Annotated in this window: 16 protein-coding genes, 1 tRNA gene and 1 riboswitch; of the genes, 6 read left to right on the top strand and 11 right to left on the bottom strand. The window is 32.2% G+C overall.

Features of this window, described 5'->3' with window-relative positions; all coding sequences use genetic code 11:
• Nucleotides 1-12 precede the first annotated feature (12 nt).
• Nucleotides 13-1,305 (bottom strand): PLP-dependent transferase, encoded by a 1,293-nt coding sequence (locus Q0873_RS15310; RefSeq protein ID WP_299108905.1) that lies wholly within the window; start codon nt 1,303-1,305, stop codon nt 13-15.
• Between the two features lie 133 nt (nt 1,306-1,438).
• Nucleotides 1,439-1,551, bottom strand: a riboswitch (SAM riboswitch).
• Between the two features lie 313 nt (nt 1,552-1,864).
• Between Q0873_RS15310 and metK the strand changes: the two genes are divergently transcribed.
• From metK to Q0873_RS15285, 5 genes are all read left to right on the top strand, one after another.
• Nucleotides 1,865-3,118: a methionine adenosyltransferase gene (gene metK, locus Q0873_RS15305; protein ID WP_299108903.1), complete on the top strand. Its 1,254-nt coding sequence runs from the start codon at nt 1,865-1,867 to the stop codon at nt 3,116-3,118.
• Nucleotides 3,119-3,283: 165 nt separating this feature from the next.
• Nucleotides 3,284-3,733, top strand: coding sequence for a hypothetical protein (locus Q0873_RS15300; protein WP_299108901.1), 450 nt, complete (start codon nt 3,284-3,286; stop codon nt 3,731-3,733).
• A 22-nt stretch (nt 3,734-3,755) separates the two neighbouring features.
• On the top strand, nt 3,756-6,098 hold the full coding sequence (locus Q0873_RS15295) for a TolC family protein (protein WP_299108899.1): 2,343 nt from the start codon (nt 3,756-3,758) through the stop codon (nt 6,096-6,098).
• A gap of 28 nt (nt 6,099-6,126) precedes the next feature.
• Nucleotides 6,127-7,212, top strand: coding sequence for an efflux RND transporter periplasmic adaptor subunit (locus Q0873_RS15290; RefSeq protein WP_299108897.1), 1,086 nt, complete (start codon nt 6,127-6,129; stop codon nt 7,210-7,212).
• A gap of 20 nt (nt 7,213-7,232) precedes the next feature.
• Nucleotides 7,233-10,343 carry an efflux RND transporter permease subunit gene (locus Q0873_RS15285; RefSeq protein ID WP_299108895.1) on the top strand — a complete coding sequence of 1,037 codons (3,111 nt, stop codon included), beginning with the start codon at nt 7,233-7,235 and terminating at the stop codon, nt 10,341-10,343.
• A gap of 49 nt (nt 10,344-10,392) precedes the next feature.
• On the opposite strand, the gene gmk is transcribed toward Q0873_RS15285, so the two are convergent.
• The 7 genes from gmk to Q0873_RS15250 all read right to left on the bottom strand — a co-directional run bounded on the left by gmk (nt 10,393) and on the right by Q0873_RS15250 (nt 17,822).
• Entirely contained in the window at nt 10,393-10,965 is a 573-nt protein-coding gene (gene gmk / locus Q0873_RS15280) for a guanylate kinase (protein ID WP_299108892.1), read from the bottom strand.
• Between the two features lie 100 nt (nt 10,966-11,065).
• Nucleotides 11,066-11,464, bottom strand: coding sequence for a VOC family protein (locus tag Q0873_RS15275; protein WP_299108890.1), 399 nt, complete (start codon nt 11,462-11,464; stop codon nt 11,066-11,068).
• The gene (locus Q0873_RS15270) at nt 11,454-11,993 is read right to left on the bottom strand and encodes a YbhB/YbcL family Raf kinase inhibitor-like protein (protein ID WP_299108888.1); all 540 of its coding nucleotides are present in this window, start codon (nt 11,991-11,993) and stop codon (nt 11,454-11,456) included. The genes Q0873_RS15275 and Q0873_RS15270 overlap by 11 nt, the downstream gene beginning before the upstream one ends.
• Before the next feature lie 92 nt (nt 11,994-12,085).
• Nucleotides 12,086-12,913 carry an AraC family transcriptional regulator gene (locus tag Q0873_RS15265; RefSeq protein ID WP_299108886.1) on the bottom strand — a complete coding sequence of 276 codons (828 nt, stop codon included), beginning with the start codon at nt 12,911-12,913 and terminating at the stop codon, nt 12,086-12,088.
• A gap of 253 nt (nt 12,914-13,166) precedes the next feature.
• Nucleotides 13,167-16,331 carry a T9SS type A sorting domain-containing protein gene (locus Q0873_RS15260; RefSeq protein ID WP_299108884.1) on the bottom strand — a complete coding sequence of 1,055 codons (3,165 nt, stop codon included), beginning with the start codon at nt 16,329-16,331 and terminating at the stop codon, nt 13,167-13,169.
• A 112-nt stretch (nt 16,332-16,443) separates the two neighbouring features.
• Entirely contained in the window at nt 16,444-16,998 is a 555-nt protein-coding gene (locus tag Q0873_RS15255) for a DUF6252 family protein (protein ID WP_299108882.1), read from the bottom strand.
• Between the two features lie 65 nt (nt 16,999-17,063).
• A complete protein-coding gene (locus tag Q0873_RS15250; protein WP_299108880.1) occupies nt 17,064-17,822 on the bottom strand; it encodes a hypothetical protein in 759 nt (252 codons plus the stop codon).
• 506 nt (nt 17,823-18,328) lie between these two features.
• Between Q0873_RS15250 and Q0873_RS15245 the strand changes: the two genes are divergently transcribed.
• Nucleotides 18,329-19,201 carry a helix-turn-helix domain-containing protein gene (locus tag Q0873_RS15245; RefSeq protein WP_299108877.1) on the top strand — a complete coding sequence of 291 codons (873 nt, stop codon included), beginning with the start codon at nt 18,329-18,331 and terminating at the stop codon, nt 19,199-19,201.
• 142 nt (nt 19,202-19,343) lie between these two features.
• Here the strand turns inward: Q0873_RS15245 and Q0873_RS15240 are convergent.
• From Q0873_RS15240 to Q0873_RS15230, 3 genes are all read right to left on the bottom strand, one after another.
• Nucleotides 19,344-19,417 (bottom strand) — tRNA-Arg (locus Q0873_RS15240).
• 48 nt (nt 19,418-19,465) lie between these two features.
• A complete protein-coding gene (locus tag Q0873_RS15235) occupies nt 19,466-19,693 on the bottom strand; it encodes a DUF2007 domain-containing protein (RefSeq protein ID WP_299108874.1) in 228 nt (75 codons plus the stop codon).
• Between the two features lie 19 nt (nt 19,694-19,712).
• The gene (locus tag Q0873_RS15230; protein ID WP_299108873.1) at nt 19,713-19,865 is read right to left on the bottom strand and encodes an SsrA-binding protein; all 153 of its coding nucleotides are present in this window, start codon (nt 19,863-19,865) and stop codon (nt 19,713-19,715) included.
• Nucleotides 19,866-20,226 lie beyond the last annotated feature (361 nt).

The raw sequence follows: 20,226 nt of genomic DNA, 5'->3' as shown, positions 1-20,226 counted from the left end.
GAGAAGAGGTAATTACACTAAAACTTCTTGAGCTACTTTGGCAAAAGCTTCTTTTAAATCTGATTTCAAATCATCAATATTTTCAAGTCCCACCGACAATCTGATTAAATCTTGGGAAACACCAGTGCTTTGCTGTTGTTCTTCCGATAATTGTTGGTGTGTTGTACTTGCTGGATGAATAATAAGAGACTTGGTGTCTCCAATATTTGCTAGTAAAGAAAATAGTTGTGTATTATCAGCAATAATTTTGGCAGCATCATATCCACCTTTAGCACCAAAGGTTACAATTCCACTTTGTCCTTTTGGTAAATATTGATCTGCTAAGTTTTTATAAGAACTACTTTCAAGTCCTGGGTAATTTACCCAAGCTACTTCGTCTTGTTGTTCTAGCCATTTGGCTAATTCCAATGCGTTTTTACTATGTTGTTGAATTCTTACTTCTAAAGTTTCCAATCCTTGAATGATTTGAAAAGCATTGGTAGGGCTTAATGCACCACCAAAATCTCTTAGACCTTCAAGAATTAATTTAAAAGTATAGGAAGCAGCTCCTAAAGTTTCATAATATTTTAAACCATGGTAGCCTTCTGAAGGTTCTGTAAATTCAGGGAATTTTCCATTAGACCAGTCAAAATTCCCTGCATCTATAATTACCCCACCTAAAGAATTTCCTTGCCCACCAATGTATTTTGTTAAGGAGTGTATTACAATGTTTGCCCCGTGTTCTATTGGGTTTAAAAGGGCAGGAGTAGCCACTGTATTGTCTACAATAAAAGGAACTTGCGCCTTTTTAGCGTATCCAGAAATAGCTTTTAAGTCCAATACATCTAATTTTGGGTTTCCTAGAGACTCCACAAAGAAAGCTCTGGTATTTTCTTGTACTGCTTTTTCAAAGTTTTCAGGATTAGAAGCATCTACAAAAGTGGTTGTAATGCCTAGTCTTGGTAAGGTAACGTTTAACAAGTTATAGGTTCCTCCGTAAAGGCTACTTGATGCTACAATATGATCTCCAGCTTTTAATAAGGTTAATAGACCTGTTGAGATGGCAGCGGTTCCAGAAGCAAATACTACGGCACCAATTCCTCCTTCAAGAGAAGCCAAACGATCTTGTAAAATTTGATTGGTAGGATTATTCAATCGTGTGTAAATAAATCCTAGCTCTTTCAATGAAAATAAATTAGCAGCATGATCTGAATTATTAAACACATACGAAGTGCTTTGATAAATTGGAACAGCTCTTGTGCCTGCTGTTTGTGTTACATCATGTCCTGCATGTAATGCATTTGTTGCGAATTTTTGCGTACTCATTTTTCTTGTTTTTTGAGTTAATAAAAAATTAAACCAAAAGCCAACAACACATCTTTTTTAAGATGTTGCTTACTAGAAAAATGTTATTAAGAAATTATAAGAAGTTTTGTAGTTGAATTTAAAAAACTTCTTTTGGTTATCTATCCACGAGTAATGTACTCTGGTAGAATTTAGCACCTTCTTTGCTTGCGCAAAGGGTTGCTAAGGTTTCATCGGGTCTAATCCCTCCGCCTTTCTTGATAACATCGTCAATAAGTGTTTGAACTTTTACGAGTACAAATATTCAGTAAGAAAAAAATAATATCCAAATTTTTTGTGTTATTTTTTTTCGTCTAAAGATTTATATACTACGTATATAGAATTTCAATTTTAATTCTTTTTTAACAAAAAGCTTTTTTAGATATGAATTTAATCGATAAATTTGCACCTGATTTTTGAGGAAAAATTTGTTCTGATTGCAACCTCTATAAAAAATGCTAAAGCAGTAATTTCTTACTTCTTTACACGACCAAGCAATCCAGATTAATTTAGTACTTTTAACAACTAAAAAAAGAAGTTTATGTCATATTTATTTACTTCAGAAAGTGTTTCTGAAGGACACCCAGATAAAGTAGCGGATCAAATTTCTGATGCTTTAATAGATAATTTTTTGGCTTTTGACCCCGAATCCAAAGTTGCTTGTGAAACTCTTGTAACTACTGGTCAGGTTGTATTGGCAGGAGAAGTAAAATCAAGTACTTATTTAGATGTTCAAAAGATTGCTCGTGAGGTAATTAACAAAATAGGGTATACCAAAGGAGAATATATGTTTGATGGAAATTCTTGTGGAGTATTATCTGCAATTCACGAACAATCAGATGATATTAACCGTGGTGTAGATAGAGCTTCTAAAGAAGAGCAAGGAGCAGGAGATCAAGGAATGATGTTTGGATATGCTACCAATGAAACGGATAACTACATGCCATTGGCTTTAGATTTATCACATTTAATTTTAAAGGAATTAGCAGAGTTACGTAGAGAAAATAAAGAGATTACTTATTTACGTCCAGATGCTAAAAGTCAGGTAACTATTGAGTATTCTGATGATAACGTACCGCAACGAATCGAAGCAATTGTAGTGTCTACACAACACGATGATTTTGATGAAGATGAGGCAATGTTAGCGAAAATTAGAAAGGATATTGTTGAGATTTTAATTCCTAGAGTAAAGGCAAAATTATCTGCTGAAAATCAAGGATTGTTTAACGATGATATTAAGTATCATATCAACCCTACTGGAAAGTTTGTAATCGGTGGACCTCACGGAGATACTGGTTTAACAGGTCGTAAGATTATTGTAGATACCTATGGAGGTAAAGGAGCGCACGGAGGTGGAGCTTTTTCTGGAAAAGATCCATCAAAAGTAGATAGAAGTGCTGCGTATGCAACACGTCATATTGCAAAGAATTTAGTTGCCGCTGGAGTTGCTGATGAAGTATTAGTACAAGTATCATATGCAATTGGAGTAGTAGAGCCAATGGGTATTTTTGTAGATACTTACGGAACTGCAAAAGTAGACTTGACAGATGGTGAAATTGCTGCTAAAGTTTCTGAAATTTTCGATATGCGTCCACATGCAATTGAAAGCCGTTTAAAGCTAAGAACACCAATGTATAGCGAAACTGCTGCTTATGGTCATATGGGACGTGCAAATGAAGTGGTATCTAAAACTTTTACACAACCAAATGGAGATAAGAAAACCATGGATGTTGAATTATTTACATGGGAAAAATTAGATTATGTAGCTAAAGTAAAAGAAAGCTTTACGATATAATTTTTAATAAAATATAATTCAAAACACCTCTTTAAATTTAAAGAGGTGTTTTTTTATGGTCTAGTTTTAAAAGTGATAAACGAGGCTAAGTTGTTTATTATCAGTTTTTATTTTTGGTTTCCAGTATTGGAAACTAATTTGTATATTTGCCATAAATTTTTTAAATTGAACTCAGCAGATCGCAAAGAAATATTAGAATTATATGCTACTGCTTTTAAAGTAGATAATTATCCTCCCACAGCTGGTAAGATTTTAGGTTTATTGTATACCTCTAATCAACGTTACTTTTCTTTTGAAGATTTAATCAATGAAGTTGATGTAACGAAAAGTGCCATTAGTAAAGCCTTAAAATTTTTAGAAACAACTGGTGAAGTCAGTTTTATATATGATAAAGAGAATAAGAGGAAACGCCTTTTTTATTTAGACATCGTATCTGTACAAGAGCAGTTGTATCACAATGTAAACGCTTATCATACACAAATTAAATTGATGGAAGAATCATTAAAATTGAGAAATAAGGAAAACAAAGACCTAAATTCTTTTATGAAAACTTCTATTGAATTTTACAAAGAGGTATTAAACTATTATGAAGAAAGACTTAAAAAACATTTTTAGAAACTAATCAAACCAACTATATATGAAAAAACAAATTTTAAGCTTGTTACTGCTATGTTTAGTGTGTACGCTAAATGCTCAGAAAAAAACATACAATATTGGTTTTTTATTTGATGAGGTAAATGTAGAAGCAAAACCACTTTTAGAACAATTAAAGAAGGAAATAAAAGCAGTGGTCGGAGAAGACGCAACCATTGTTTTTAATTCCAAAAATCAATTGGTAAGTGGTTATGATATTCAAAAAGCAAAAGCAAATTATAATGCGTTGCAACAAACAAGTGATTTGATCATCTCTTTTGGAGCTTTTGATAACTTAGTAATTCGTCAAGAAAAAACATATCCGGTTCCGGTAATTACTATAGGAGGTTTGAGTAGTGAAGTTTCCGGATTGGATCAACAGAAAAAGACTTCAGGAATTCACAATTTAACTTATATCGTTTCTAATGATAGTTTTTCAGATGATATCAAAACCTTTCAAAAACTTACCAAGTTTAACACAGTAGGTGTTGTTGTTGAAAAACCAATAACCGAGTTAATTGATTTTAATGCTCTTTTCAATAAGAGTTTAAAAGGAGATGATATTAACATCAAACTAATTCCATATACCACTTTAGAAGATATTTATACGAATTTAGATGGAATCGATGCCTTACAACTAGCAGGTGGATTCTCTTTAAAAACTTCAGAAGTAAAGGAACTGGCTCAAAAATTAATAGAGAAGAAGATACCATCGTTTAGTTCAGTTCGTAAATCAGATGTAGCCAATGGAATTTTAGCAACCAATCAGGGCGAAGATAATTTCAATACATTCTTCCGAAGAATTGCACTTTCTATAGAATCTTATGTAAACGGAACCAATTTTTCTGAATTACCTGTGCTATTAGATTTTAATAACGAATTAACGCTAAACTTTAATACAGCTCAAGCTTTAAGCGTCCCGTTGCGATACAGTTTAATCGGACAAACAGAATTTATTGGAGATGTAAATAACAATCCGTCAGCTCAAAAAGTATATGATTTGCCAATGGTGATTAATGATGTACTTAAAAACAACTTATCACTACAAGCAACAGAGAAAGATGTATTGGTAAATGAGCAGAATGTAAAAACGGCTAAGAGTAATTATTTGCCAAGTGTAACGGCTACTGCCACTGGAACCTATATTGATCCAGATATTGCAGCAATTAGTAATGGACAAAATCCAGAGTTTGGTACTTCAGGAAATGTAACCTTACAACAAGTGTTGTTTTCGGAAAGTGCCAATGCGAATATTGGTATTCAAAAAAGTTTGGCAAAAGCACAGCGAGAAAAGTTTAATACAGAGCAGTTAGATGCTGTTTTTAATGGAGCCAATGCCTATTTCAATACCTTGATTTTAAAAGCGAATTTGGATATTCAAATGCGCAATTTAGATCTTACAAAAAAGAACTTAGAGATTGCTGAAGAAAATTACAATGCAGGTCAGTCTGGAAAAACAGATGTATTGCGTTTACAAAGTCAGCAAGCACAGAATACACAAGCCATGATTGAAGGGATCAATAGATTGAATCAGAGTTTTATTGGAATCAATCAATTAACCAACAATGCAACCGATTTTGATATCGATGTCAAAGAGGCTACACTAAATCAAGAGTTGTTTCAGCAGTATAACTACGATAAATTCATTGATATTTTAGATTCACCTGTTCAACGCGAACCTTTTGTAGAATTTTTGATTGAGGAGGCTTTAAATAATGCCCCAGAATTAAAGCAATTAAATTACAATTTAGATGCTGTAAAGCGTCAAACAAAATTATATGGTACTGGACGTTTCTTACCAACTTTATCCTTACAAGGACAGTATAATTATCAGTTTTCACGTTCTGGAGTGGGAAGCACATTTCCAGCAGGATTTCCTGCAGCACCGAACGGAAACTATAATGTTGGGGTTAATTTGAGTTTGCCAATTTTTAATAAAAACACCAATACTATTAATAAGCAAACGGCTATTATTCAGCAAGAACAATTACAAATCAATTCAGATAATGTGAAGTTGGCTATTTCAGCAAATGTTAGAAATGGCGTATTGAACTTAATCAATCAAATTTCAAATATTGAATTGTCAAAAGTTTCTGAAGCATCTGCAAAAGAAGCTCTAGAACTTACACAAACGTCATATTCAACAGGAGCGGTAAATATTGTACAATTATTAGATGCACAAAACAACTATTTAAATGCACAATTGGCAAAGGCAAATGCTATTTACAATTACCTAATAACCACCTTACAATTAGAACGCTATTTAGGGTACTATTTCTTACTGCATACAGAAGAAGATAATACCAAATTCAATCAACGTTTCTTAGAGTTCTTAAATAAAAACTAATTCAACCAACCAACAATACATCAACACCATGAAATATATCATTCAACTAGTAGTATTAAGTGTTTTTTCTTTACTGTTTCTTTCATGTGGTAAAGAGAAAAAAGAAGTACAGCAATCATTGAGACCTGTTAAATATCAACAAATAGGATATTTAGGAGGAGATAAAATTCGAACGTTTAGTGGAACAGCAAAAACCGATAAGATTATCAATTTAAGTTTCCGTAGTTCAGGTATTATTACCGAGTTTAATATGAAACTAGGTCAAAAAGTTCGTAAAGGACAATTGTTAGCAAAACTAGATAATGTACAATCAAGATTGTCATTTGAGCAAGCAAGAACACAGGTAAACAGTGCACAGTCGCAAATGAATACGGCAAAGTTAGGGTTGAATCGTGTACGTTCTTTATATGAGAAAGGAAGTGCTTCTTTAAGTGATTTTGAAAATTCGAAGAACAGTTATAAAACGGCGCAAGAAGCATTTAATTCTGCTAAAAGAGGATTGGATATTCAGGCAGAACAAATAAAATTTGGGTTTATCTATGCACCAGATAGTGGTGTCATTGCTTCCGTAAGTGCTGAGATTGATGAAAATGTAAGTCCAGGACAAACCATTGCAACCTTAAATGCTGGAACAGAAATGGAAATTACTTTGGGATTGCCAGAAAGTGTGATTAATGGTGTAAAAGAGAATATGAAAGTAGATGTAACTTTTACGGCACTCGCGGATAAGAAATTTGTAGGAAAGGTTACAGAGGTAGCACCAGCGGTAAGTGCAAATACTGCTACATATCCGGTGAAAATAGCGGTGACCAATCCATCAGATTTAATTAAAAGTGGAATGGCATCGAATGTAACCTTCGACTTTGGAAATCATACACTAGATAATAAAGTATTGGTAGCTCCAGCAAATGCTGTGGGAGAAGATAGTAATGGAAATTTTGTATTTGTTGTCAATGGAGAAGGAGAGAAGGGAACGGTAAAAAAACAAAAGGTAACTATAGGAAAGCTTACTTCAGAAGGATTTGAAATAACTTCAGGATTAAATGCAGGACAGAAAATAGCTACAGCAGGGTTGCAAACTTTGTTAGATGGGCAAGAAGTAAAATTGAATTAATCTAACAAAAACCAGCCAGTATGAATTTAGCAAAATTCTCTATAGATAAGAATAGAATTACCCTAATGGTGCTAGCTACCATTGTAATTATGGGGCTCGTAATGTATTCAGGATTATCACGTGATAGTATGCCTCCATACACAGTACGTGTAGCAACGGTGGTTTCTATATTCCCAGGAGCTAGTCCAGAACGTGTGGAGCAATTGGTGACCGATAAGATTGAAAAAGTAGCACAGGAATTACCAGAATTAAAAGATGTAAATTCTACGTCTCGTACAGGATTATCGGTGGTTTCAGTAACCTTAAAAGATGAAACCTCTCCTGAAAAACTACAGTCTGTTTGGGATCGTTTACGTCGAAAATTAAACGCTATTCAAGGGTTACCACAAGGTGTGAATCCGAATTTGAACGATGACGGAATTGGAGATGTATATGGTATTGTAGTTGGATTAACTTCAGACGGTTTTAGTTATGCTGAAATGAAAGACTATGCCGATGATATCAAAGATGATTTGATTCGTTTACCGGATGCAGCAAAAGTAAGTATGGGAGGAGCACAAGACGAACGTGTATTTGTAGAGTTTGACAATACTCGTTTAAAAGAATATGGTTTGTCCGCTTCGAAACTGCAACAAATTATTTCAACAACCAATATCTTAAACTCAGGGGGGCAGGTAAACGTAGGAGATGAACGTATTATTTTAGAGCCTACCGGAAACTTTAATTCGGTAAGTGATATTAGAGATATGTTGGTACCTGTAGGAAACGGATCTCAATTGGTAAAACTAGGAGATATTACTACGGTTAAAAAAGGTTATGTAGACCCATCGAGCCAGGAAGTATTTATCAATGGGAAAAAAGCCATTTCATTACACGTTAACTTAAAGAAAAACTCGAATGTAATTGAGTTAGGAAATCAGGTCAATGGTGTTGTCAATGAATGGCAGAATAGATTACCTGTAGGATTAGAATTAACCCGTGTATCGTCTTTAGATACCTATATTGATGATAAAGTAGATAACTTTATTAGCAACCTAATGCAGTCTATTGCGATTGTATTAGTGGTTATGTTAGTGTTTTTAGGGTTCCGAACTGGTTTTGTAATTGCAAGTTTGATTCCGATAGTAACCATCATGACTTTGATGATTATGGGGCTGATGAAAATAGGATTGAATCAGGTAACATTAGCAGCCTTAATTATGGCGTTAGGAATGCTGGTAGATAACGCCATTGTGGTTGCGGAAACCATTATGGTAAAGCTCGAACAAGGGGTTGATAAATATAAAGCGGCGGTAGATGCGTTTTCAGAATTATGGATGCCTTTATTAATTTCTACCTTAACTACATCGGCAGCCTTTTTAGCCTTTTATTTGTCACCAACCTCTATGGGAGATATTGTAGGGCCTATTTTCGTGGTTATTTCGATTGCTTTATTGTCTTCTTGGTTTATCGCACTAACCGTAATTACCTTGTTCTGTTATTTATTCTTAAAAGTAGCACCAAAAGGAACTAAAAAACCTAGTTTGATTGATCGTGTGATCAATAGCTTAAAAGTAGGGTATAAGGATTTAATCATGATAGCACTTCGTAATAAATACAAAGTGATTATAGGAATCTTTATTGCCTTTTTTGCTTCCTTATATGGTTTCGGATATATCCCGTTTGTATTCTTCCCAGATAGTGATCGAAATATGATTACGGTAGATATTAATTTACCACAGGGAACAAAAATTGAACGTACCAAAGAAGTGGTGACCGCTTTGGAGAAATACATGATTGATAACTTAAAAACCAAAGAGGGTCGCGAATTAGGAATCGTAGATTGGAGTGCCTATGTTGGAGAAGGACCAGAGTCGTATGATTTAGGATATTCGCCAGATGAAGCGAACTCAAACTATGCACATATCTTGGTGAATACCTCTTCGTTTAATGAGAATAAGGAAATGATAGCGCAATTAGATAGTTATGCGTTTAACAATTTTCCGAATGCAGATATTCGTGTGAGTACCCTATCTAGTGGTGGTGCAAGTACTCCGATTGAAATAGAAGTTTCAGGAAACAATCCAGATGAATTAGCGAAAATTTCAGAAGCGGTAAAACTAAAACTTTCAAGCATCTCAGGAACTAAAAATATCAAAGATAACTGGGGACCAAAAAGTAAGAAGTTTTTAGTAAAAGTAGATCAAAGTAGAGCGCAAACAGCTGGCGTTTCAAGTTCTGATATCGCTACTTCATTAACTACGGTATTAGACGGATTTCAAACAGGGGAGTATCGAGAAGATGATAAATCAATTCCAATTGTCATGCGTGCAGATGCATCGCAACAACAATCCTTAGCTTCTTTAGAAACCTTGAATGTATTTGCACAATCGAGTGGTAGAAGTGTTCCTTTATTACAAGTAGCAGAGATTATTCCACAATGGCAATACGGTAAGATTGTGCGTAAGAACTTACGAAGAACCATTAATATTACAAGTAAGTTAACAGCGAATGGAAATGCTACTGCAATTACCAATGAAATTACACCTTGGTTAGATGAGCAAATGAAAACTTGGCCATCTGGATATACCTATGAACTCGGTGGAGAAGCAAAACAATCGGCAGAAAGTATGGGATCTGTCATTGGATACCTACCAATTTCTGGATTTATCATTGTATTGTTATTGATTATTCAGTTCAATTCGTTCCGTAAAATGTTTATGGTAGTATTAACCATTCCATTAGGAATAATTGGAGTGGTGATAGGTTTATTGACCTTCCAAGAACCGTTCGGATTTATGCCTTTCTTAGGAGTGATTTCTTTAGCAGGAATTGTAATTAACAATGCCATTGTATTGATAGACCGTATGGAGATAGAATTGGCAGCAGGGCGTAGTGAACAAGATTCTGTAATCGCAGCCTGTTTACAGCGTTTTAGGCCTATTTTATTGGCAACGTTTACAACAGTATTAGGATTGATTCCATTATATCTTTCAGGAGGTGAAATGTGGGAAGGAATGGCCGTAAGTATTATGATCGGACTCTTATTTGGTACCATTATTACCTTACTATTCATTCCATCATTATACAGTGCTTTATTTAAAGTGAGTTATAAAGGCTATGACTTTAACGAGCAATTATTGGAAGATTAAAAAAGTATAGTATCATATAAAAGATCCACCTTTAGGGTGGATTTTTTGTTTATTGATTTAAAAAGGAATGTATAATTTGTTCTGCTTCTTTGTAGGAAGTTTCAGGGTTGTCATTTACCAAAATAACATCAAAATCTTTGGCATATTCCATTTCTCTTTTGGCTTTGCCTAATCTCGTTTGAAGTGTAGCTTCGGTTTCTGTTTTTCTATTTCTTAAACGATTTTCTAATTCTTCTATAGAAGGAGCTTTTACAAAGATGGAAAGAGCTTTATCTCCGAAGTATTTTTTTAAGTTTATACCACCAATAACATCCACATCAAAAATAATTACTTTGTCAGCCTTCCAAATTCGTTGTACTTCAGATTTTAGAGTGCCATAAAAATTATCTTCATACACTTCTTCCCATTCAATAAATTCATTAGCAGCTATTTTTGATTTAAACTCTTCTACCGATAAGAAATAATAATCCTTATCGTTAGATTCAATATTTCTTTTGGCTCTGCTACATGCAGAAATAGAAAAAGATAATTGATTGTTTACAGAAAGTAAGTGTTTGACGATAGTTGTTTTTCCTGCTCCTGAAGGTGCTGAAAAAATAACAACCTTCTCATTTTGTTTCATGCTATTTTTTTAAGATTGATTTTTAGCAAAAATACAATGAAAAATTTTTTGGAATTGAAAAACCTGAAACAAGTTTGGTTGTTTCAGGCTCTTAAATGTTTTAGAAATTATAACTGGAAATTTCGATTAAGTTTTGATCTGGGTCTCTTACATAAATAGAGCGGATGTCTCCTAAAGCTCCAGTTCTTTTAACGATGTCTTGATGCATTTTCAAGTTGTTGAATTCTAGAATTTCTTTGACCTCATTTAGAGGTGCTGAAGTTATAAAACATAAGTCTGCTGTACCTGGCAACGCAATAGTGGCTTTGGGTTCAATTTCATTTCCTTTAACATGTAAATTGATTTTTTGATCCCCAAATTTTAATGCTTTTCTATTATCTCCAAAAGAAGTTAAATCCATACCTAATACTTCTGTGTAAAAAACAATTGTTTTTTCTAAATCATTTACTGTTAAGACTAAATGATCTAACCTTTGAATAGGTGTCTTTTTATCTTTCATAGTACATAACTATAGAAGACTTAGTTATAGTATTTGCATTAAGATAATAACCTACTATTGCTGGATTTGCGTTCTTGTCTAAACCAAGTTTATCTGTTTTTAAAGCATAAACAGTTATAACATATTGATGTGGTCCATGGCCTTCAGGTGGACATGGTCCTCCGTAACCAGGTTTACCAAAGTTTGTAATGCTCTGTATCGCTTTTTGGGGTAATAGATTTGTTGAAATATTTCCTGCACCTGATTTAATTTTATTAATATTTGCAGGAATATCAAAAACTACCCAATGCCACCAACCACTACCAGTAGGAGCGTCTTTGTCGTACATGGTAATAGCAAAACTCTTAGTTCCTTTTGGAGTATTGGCCCAACTAAGAGCAGGAGAGGTATTGTCGCCTGAACAACCGAATCCATTGAACTCTTCTTTTTTGGTTGCTTGCCCTCCAATATCTGAACTGGATAATGTGAATGTTTGTGACCAAATAATACTTGGTAATGTAAATGCTAATAAGATAAGTACTCGTTTCATTTGCTTAGATTTTTAATTATTCTCTTTGCAAATTTCAGAATGAAATGAATATTTCTGTTAGCTGGTTTAGTTCAAAAAGTATACTAAAAAGTTCATTTTGAATGTTGTTGAAATTGTTTAGGAGTTACTCCGTATTCTTTTTTAAAGGCACTTATATACCTTGATAAACTACCAAAGCCATATTTTAAATAAATGTCAGAAGCTCTTAAATACTTGTCTTTTAAATCGCTCTTAGATAGTTCTAATCGTCTTTTTTTTATCCATTTAGAAGGAGTAGATTGGTATTCTTGATAAAAGGCTCTTTTAAATGTAGATAAGCTCATATTACATAAAAAGGCTAACTCATCAACAGATAAGCCCTTGGTTATATGTTTTTCAATTACTTGACGTAAATTAGAAGAGTATCTGTCGGCTTTTAGAAAAGAGAAAAACTCATCTCCATAGGTTTCATAGCAGTAGATTAGTAGTTCTTCAATTTTAGCTTGTTGCATTCTATCTGAAGGAAGAATATTAAGAGATTTTATATAGAGTTTGATATAATTATCAAATGGTAAAACTCTGTATAATTTAGCGTTATTATTTTTTTCGTGGTTTACATTTATATTATACTTGCTTATGAACTGAAGTAAAAAATCGTTTGAAAAAGTAATAAGTTTGCTTCTATAATTGGAACTTGTAGAAAGTGTTTCAGTCATTAAACAATTACCTTTTTTTACGATTAAAAAGTTTGAAGCTAAGATTTCTTCACTTTCATTTGAAGAATATATTTCCTTAACACCTTCCATTAAAAAACTTATGGTATAAAAATCAAACGACACCCTTTGTCTTGAAGAGATAATATGATGTTCATAATCGATTATGTAAGCATCTTTTTTAACTTCCTCACTTATTAGCTGTTCAGGTATGTTGACTATGCTCATTATAATTTTTATTGTAAATATACGAAGTCCTAATTTCCGAAAAATTTTTTGTTGGTTTGTTTTAACTTATTACCAGAACACAAATTTGAGATAGATAAAACGTTGTTGTTAAACATGGGTTGTGAAATGTAGAGAAGCTACTTTGCTATTTGCGTAACAAGATAGATTTTTAGCATATGTAAAATGTTAATAAAATTAAGGGTTAGTCAATTAAGACTAACCCTTATTTAATACAAATACTAGTTTTTATAAATTAATGTATTACTAATTTATGGGTTTCTGTTTTTTTGTTCATATAAATTTTGAGCAAATAAATACCAGCTTTCAAATTAGCAGTGTCGAGTATCAATTTTTCATTGTCAAATATTCCTTTTTTTACCAAGACATTTTGATAGTTATGCAATTCAAATTTATATGAATTCTCTTTTTTAGACTTGGAACTTATTTTTCCAATACGGTTTGTTTTTGGAGTTGTTAAGTGATTTTTAGAAGCAAGGTTTTCAATTGTTATACTGCTGTTTTTAGACGTAGGATTAGGATATACCCTGAAAGCAAATCCACCACCATTTAAATTGGAGCAATCTTTGGCGTAAACATAGATTAAAGTACTGGTGCTTCCACAATCATTATAGGTTGTTAAGGTTGCTGTAAAATTCCCCGTTCTATTTGCCATAAAATTTATATGGGTATTTGGAGTTACAACCGTATCAAAAAAAAGTAAGTTAGGGTTGTTAGATGTTATTTCATATCTAGTGGCCCCAGGTGAAACAGGAAGTTTAAATTCATCTTCTTGTAAAAATACATAAGCACAAATATTTGCATCTTGGCTCACATATGCTTTAGGTTTTCCAATCCAGATTTTTTTAGTTAAAGTTCTTTGTGGACCACATTCAGGAGTGCCAATTATAGCCTTTAAGATTACCTCTCCACTTGAAGAATTATCTTTTTTAGATAAGGTAATGTTATTGTTAACAATAGATTGGTTAACTAAATTGGCTCCTTGTGCTATGCTCCAGCTTGGTGTTGCGTTTCCAGGAAAAATGTATGTTTCAGAATTACAAATGAAATCTTTACCTTCAATGGATACATCAGAGCAAAAAGAAGAGCAATCAGAGGTTATAATATTTGTTCCTGTTATTTCTGCAGCCAACCAATTACCATTTCGAGCGTTAAATTCTAAATGCCTTTCATTATTGTTGTTTGGGTTATTTGTTGCTTTAAAAGCAGTTATGAAGTTGTCAAAAGGACTATTTAATGGAGCAACGGGTGGATTAGCACCTACATAGGGTAGTAAATAATCTTGATTCGAATTGGCTGAAATACCTAAAGCACTAGGAGAAGGAACTATTGTAAATTTATCTTTTACAGTTAAGCCGTTAACGTTTAGTTGCCCAGTATAAGACCCAATATCAATAAACCCACCACCATAATTGTCGTAGTGGTTGTTTACTGAATTAGGCTGGTTTACATTTTTATTTACAATATTGGTGGTTACAGAAAACAACCATAAAATTTTCTTTGTATAAGATACACGGAAATGATGTATTCTTCTTCCTCCAGATGAATATAAGGCTCTGTCTTCTAGTGAAACTCTAAATGTTGAGTTACCCGGAATTAAACCTAATAAACTAACCTTAAAAAAATCATAATCAATTAATGCTCCAGCTAGAGCACCACCTATAGGTAACACAATTAAACTTGCTAGGTCTTGCAAAAAAGATAAAGATTTGTTGTAGTTGTATTGTATTAATGGATCACCAGCATTAAAATTTTGCGTACTACCGCATTCACTTCCATTGCTTATGGCAATATTGCGAATACCGTTTTGACTGGGGTACCCTTTAGCATTAAGTTCGTTGTAGAAACTGGTGTGAGTTGAATTGTCTAAACCATACCTATTGGTAGCTCTATTTATAAGCATTTGCTTTGTTGCAGGTTGATCTAAAAGACTAAAATACTTATAGGCAGGGTCTTGTAAGGTGGTTATTCTAATTAATGTATACAATGGCGCTTGTACAATTTGATTTCTTAAATTTCTATACATGTATTGTATAGATAATGGAATGTTTGCTCCTTGCTGTGGAGAATCTTGCGATACAAACAAACGTACTTGATGTGTTAAGTTTCGTTGCTCCATGTCACGTAATGCATAACGAGATACAACACCACCCATACTTTGCCCAATAATTACATTTTTCTCAGTACTACCACTCAATGTTTTTTGTTGGTTTACCCACTTTATCACTTCTTCAACTACCAATGCATTACGTTGTATATAATCCATACCGTTATCCCAATTCACAAAAATTAAATCGTATTCTTGATCTCCATTGGAACCAAGAGATTGTCCCGAAATTAAAGATTTTAAACTACTTTGTGAATTAAATATATTGCTTTGAAAATTTTGAAAATCTTCTGAGGAATATTTTGTTTCTGGGCTAAACAAAGTAGAAAAATCCCATCCTTCTACCACAATTAAAGGTTTGGTAATTTTACAATCATTGCCAGCATCATCAATAAATATGCGTGCCTTACCTTGTTTATTGGAGTAGCTTTGGCTACTTTGTATGTCTAAAAAACTAACTCCATTCATGCTATTTAAATTACAAAGGTTTTTATTTGCTGTGCCCTTATGCAATAAGTTATCTACTGCAAACGGAGTATTTATACCTTCTTTTATAATTATCTTTGAATGGCTGTATAATACTTGTCCATTGGCGAGTGTTAGTTTGTATTTCCAGATTTTATTTCCTTCCTGTGAATAGTTTACAGAAATGAGTTGGTTAAAAGGGAGTATTCGATATCCATTACCATCGTTAAAATCGGCTTCAATTTTTTGAATTTCACTAGCACTATTGCTGTATAAAATACTTTGCGGTAACTTTACTTTTAGTTGTAACCCTGTATATACCTGTATAGGTGTGGTCATTGCAAAAGTTTTTAAAGTTTGATACGGATTTTGCCAGACCCCATTGATATACTTATCGTAAAATTTACCATTGCTATAGGTAAGTTTACCAGAAGTAGTAGCATTGTTTACAAAACGACTGTAGTTAAAGTACAGGCCTGCCAAGGCAATATGACTATCAGAACGTTCATTGAACCATTGTTGGTCTAGTACATCCGGACTTACAAAACCAAAACTTACATTATTAATGCGCCCCATTAATAGGGTTTTGTAAATTTCTTTATAGCGTTTTGCACTTACATAGTTTTGTGAGCTTAAAGTACCGTTAAAAGCAGGTACATCTGTAAATTCCATGGCCATGTCTAATAAAATGCCATTTGGTACTTTGTTTTTGTTAAGTTGCCCAAACATGGTGTTCATTTGGGTTGCAAATGTGGTGTTAATTTCTTCTTGTGAAGTAGCTAAGGTGGTATACAAAACCAACCCTAGCCAAAGTAGAATTCTTTTCATATTTTTGTAGTTAAGGTTAAATAATGGTGAGAAAGTTGTTTAACTGTGTCTTGAAAGATTGCCTACCTTGTAGGTGGTCTTTCTTTTAGTTTGTTTTTACATAAGCAATCATTTAAGGTGTGTATATCATATCAAATCTTCCATCTCGTATTTTTATAATTTCTCCATTGGAATTGACAGCATCAAACCAGAATGTTCCCGAAATAATCGATTGAGAAGAATCTATTTTACTAATTAGTATTTTTCCTGTAACTTCATTTGTTGTGGTGAAATCAGGATTTACAAAGTCAAAATAAGTAGCAAAAGCGTTATTGCCACTATCTAATAAAAGATCGTAGGATTGTCCTTCTTTTAAAGAAATGTTTTTAGAGCCTATGTTAACTCCTCTAAGGTTTTCTTTTTGATTGTTAGAGAAACCTAAGCTAAAGTGCCATTGATTATTTACAAATTGATAAAAACAGGTTACTACAGGGTTCCCAAGAGGGTTATTAGTCCTAGGCAAAAAAACTTTACCATCGACCAAACACCCTACTGTATTTGCTCCTGTTTGCGTAATAGGTGGAAGTTCGGTTTGAGGCTTAATAATGTCGTCTGTACTACAACTTGTTAATACTAATAGGGCAAAAAACATTATAATATTACTTTGTAATTGTTTTAATTTTTTCATGATATTTCGAGGGTTTTTATTGTACATTTCTTATTTCGTTTTCTTTAAATAAAAAGACAAAAGCATTAGTAGTCATAGGAAATATTAAAGTTTTTATTTTTCTCTAAAATTTCAATTTCTTTTTTTATGTTCTCAAGATTTCCATTCTTTCGTTTGGTAACTATTACTGTGTTTTTTCCGATAATAGTTACCACATTAAACTCATTATTTAAGGAATTAGCAAACCTTTCTTCTTGAATTGGGTAAACATACTTATTGGGGAATCCATAGGGTACATGTAAGCTAAAGAAAAAGTTGTCATCCTTACTTGTTGAAGAAAAATTATTAAGCGATATAATTGATTTTTTTGATTTAAGTGGTATAAAATAGTCTATTTCTAATGTACTTTCTTTCTCTACAATATCATCAATACGATATTTGTCATATTCTGCACTTACCCCTTGTTCAACTTCAGAGGGTTTTAAGAAATCATTAGTCAATGACGTTTCAAGATTTTTATTATTTATTCTTAACTCTAAATTTCCTCTTCCTCTATCTGTTTCAGAATCATGTAGGTAAACTACCATCTTATAGTATCCGTTAGAATCAGTTATAGATTTCCCTATTTTTCTTTTAATGTAAGCAAATTTGTCTTTGTGCCAATAATGAAGACTTATTTCCACATTTTTTACTCCCTCTCCACCATCTTTAAATACTTTTCCTTTTATTGTAGTACATTCATCATAACACATTAAATTAGAATCATCATCGTCTTTAATACAAGATTGGAATAGAAATAGAATTAAGAATGATTTTAATATTAATTTTAAATTGATTGAATACATATCAAGCCATAGAATTAAAAAAATATGATACTAAATAACAACAAAAAAGAAACTACTACAAAACTTAGTGTTTGATATTCAAGAATTAAAGCTTGATATTTATGAATTTCAAGAAATTGTTGTTTTTGTAAGGTGTTAATTTGCAGAAAATAAGATTTTACGTTGTGTATAAAATGATTACATTTGAGATTGATGCTAATTCTAAAAAATAATTGTTTTTGAAAATTGAAAATTTTTTTAATCTATTTCTTATCATAAGTTCAATACATGGATTTATTTTTTGTGCGGTTCAATACTTTTCAAAACAAAGAAAGACTGCTACATTTATTTTTATCAATCTTTTAGTTTTGTCTATTTCTTTGAATAATTTTCAATCTTGGGTCTTAGTCAAAGATTTTTTTAGAGGCGATAATTTTTTAAAATATTTTGAAATTCCTTGGCACTTTTTAATAGCACCTTTTTTTTATTTGTTTCTAGTTAATTATTTAGAAGTTGAAAAGAAGAAAATGAACATTTTAAAAATTATAATACCAACTTTTGTATTGTTTTTACTTGTTCGATTAGGTTTTTACTTTAATGATAATAATGATGGAGTTTTAGTTTCTTCAATATTTAGAAAATATGTTGTTATAGAAGAAATAATAAGTAGTATTTTTTCTTTATCAATATTTATTTATGCTTTTAAAATATATAAGTCAGTCAGAGGATTAAAAGAGCAGAACGATATAAATAATTTTGATAATTTAAAATGGATTGGTGGTTTTTTTACTTTAGGTTTATTGGTTTATATATTTTGGTTTATTCCTTTATTAATAACCATTGTTTTCGATTTTAAAGTTTTTATGCCGTCATATTACCCTCTTAGAGTTTTTACAACTATTTTAATATACTGGTTAGGGTATCAGAGTGTATTACAACTTCGAGTTTTGAAAGAAAGAAAATATTTGCGAAAGCATTTGACAAAACCAAGTAATTTGAGTTCAAATAATGAAGTTTTAGATAAAAAGATCAAAAATGAAATACATATTTCTCAAGAAGTTGTTGATAGTATTTTAAAAGGATTGGAAGATTTTGAGAACGAAAAACAATATACCTTACAATCCATTACACTGAATAGTCTGGCTAAAAAATTAAATACAAACACAAATTATTTGTCAAAAGTAGTAAATCATTATAAAGAAATGTCGTACACAAACTACTTGAATACTTTAAGAATTAATAATATTGTTGAAGAGCTTTATTCCAATCCTAAAATAAGAAAATTCACCATAAAGGCTATTGCACAGGAAGCTGGTTATAGTAATTCAGATTCATTTTCAAAGGTGTTTTATAAATTAAAGGGAGAAAATCCATCAGAGTTTATAAAGAAATTGAAATAGATCTTATTTGTCTAATAAAACCTTTTTAAAAAAATAGATTTAGAATAATTAATTAGGTGTTTAAAAAAAGAAATGATATGAGTAATCAAAACTATAAAACATTAAAAAACCCTTTAAAACTAAGTTTTAAAGGGTTTTTTTGTGACCTCGGCAGGATTCAAACCTGCAACCTCTTGAGCCGTAATCAAGTGCACTATTCAGTTATGCTACGAGGCCTAATGCGTTTGCGGGTGCAAATATACAGCTATTTTTTAATTGCAAAAATTATTTTTCAATTTCTTTTCTGAAATTTTCAATTACATTTTTAGCTCCCTCAAAATCAGTGTCAAAAATATGAAGTTCGGCAGAATCACCAAAGGTTCCAAATCCTGCAAGTCTTCCAGATTCTTTATCATCTTTGATAATAGAAGGAATGCTAATTTGATTTAATAAATAAGCCAACCTGTTTACTAAAATCGAGGTTCCTGTAAATATTTTAATATGTTCTTTCATAACGTTTAGGTTTTAAAGGTTAATCTAATGCATTCATGGTAACAAAAGCGCGCCATCCAATAATTGCTAATTGAAATTTAGATGCTTTTGCAATATCTAACTGTCTTTTCGTAAAAGACGGTAAAAGAACTTTGTTTAGTTTGGCTAAAAACTTAAATAATTGTTTTTTCATTAAGTAGTTGATTTACTATCAAAAATAATGAAAATTTCTGTAAAATCAGTGCTTTTGCACCTTGGTAGCTGTTTCTTTTTCTTTCTCTAATTTTTGGTAGGCTATTGCCGCGTATGTGTCCATAGCAATTTTACTTTTTCATAAGCGGCTCTTTTTCATAGCAATTTTACTTTTTCATAAGCGGCTCTTTTTCATAGCAATTTTTACTTTTTCATAAGCGGTTCTTTTTCATAGCAATTTTTACTTTTTCATAAGCGGTTCTTTTTCATGGCAATTTTACTTTCTCATAAGCGGTTCTTTTTCATAGCAATTTTTACTTTTTCATAAGCGGTTCTTTTTCATGGCAATTTTACTTTCTCAT

It is taken from the genome of uncultured Tenacibaculum sp. (assembly GCF_947498805.1).
GTDB lineage: Bacteria > Bacteroidota > Bacteroidia > Flavobacteriales > Flavobacteriaceae > Polaribacter.
The sequence above is the reverse complement of the archived record's forward strand: the minus strand, read 5'-3'. Positions and strand labels throughout refer to the sequence as shown.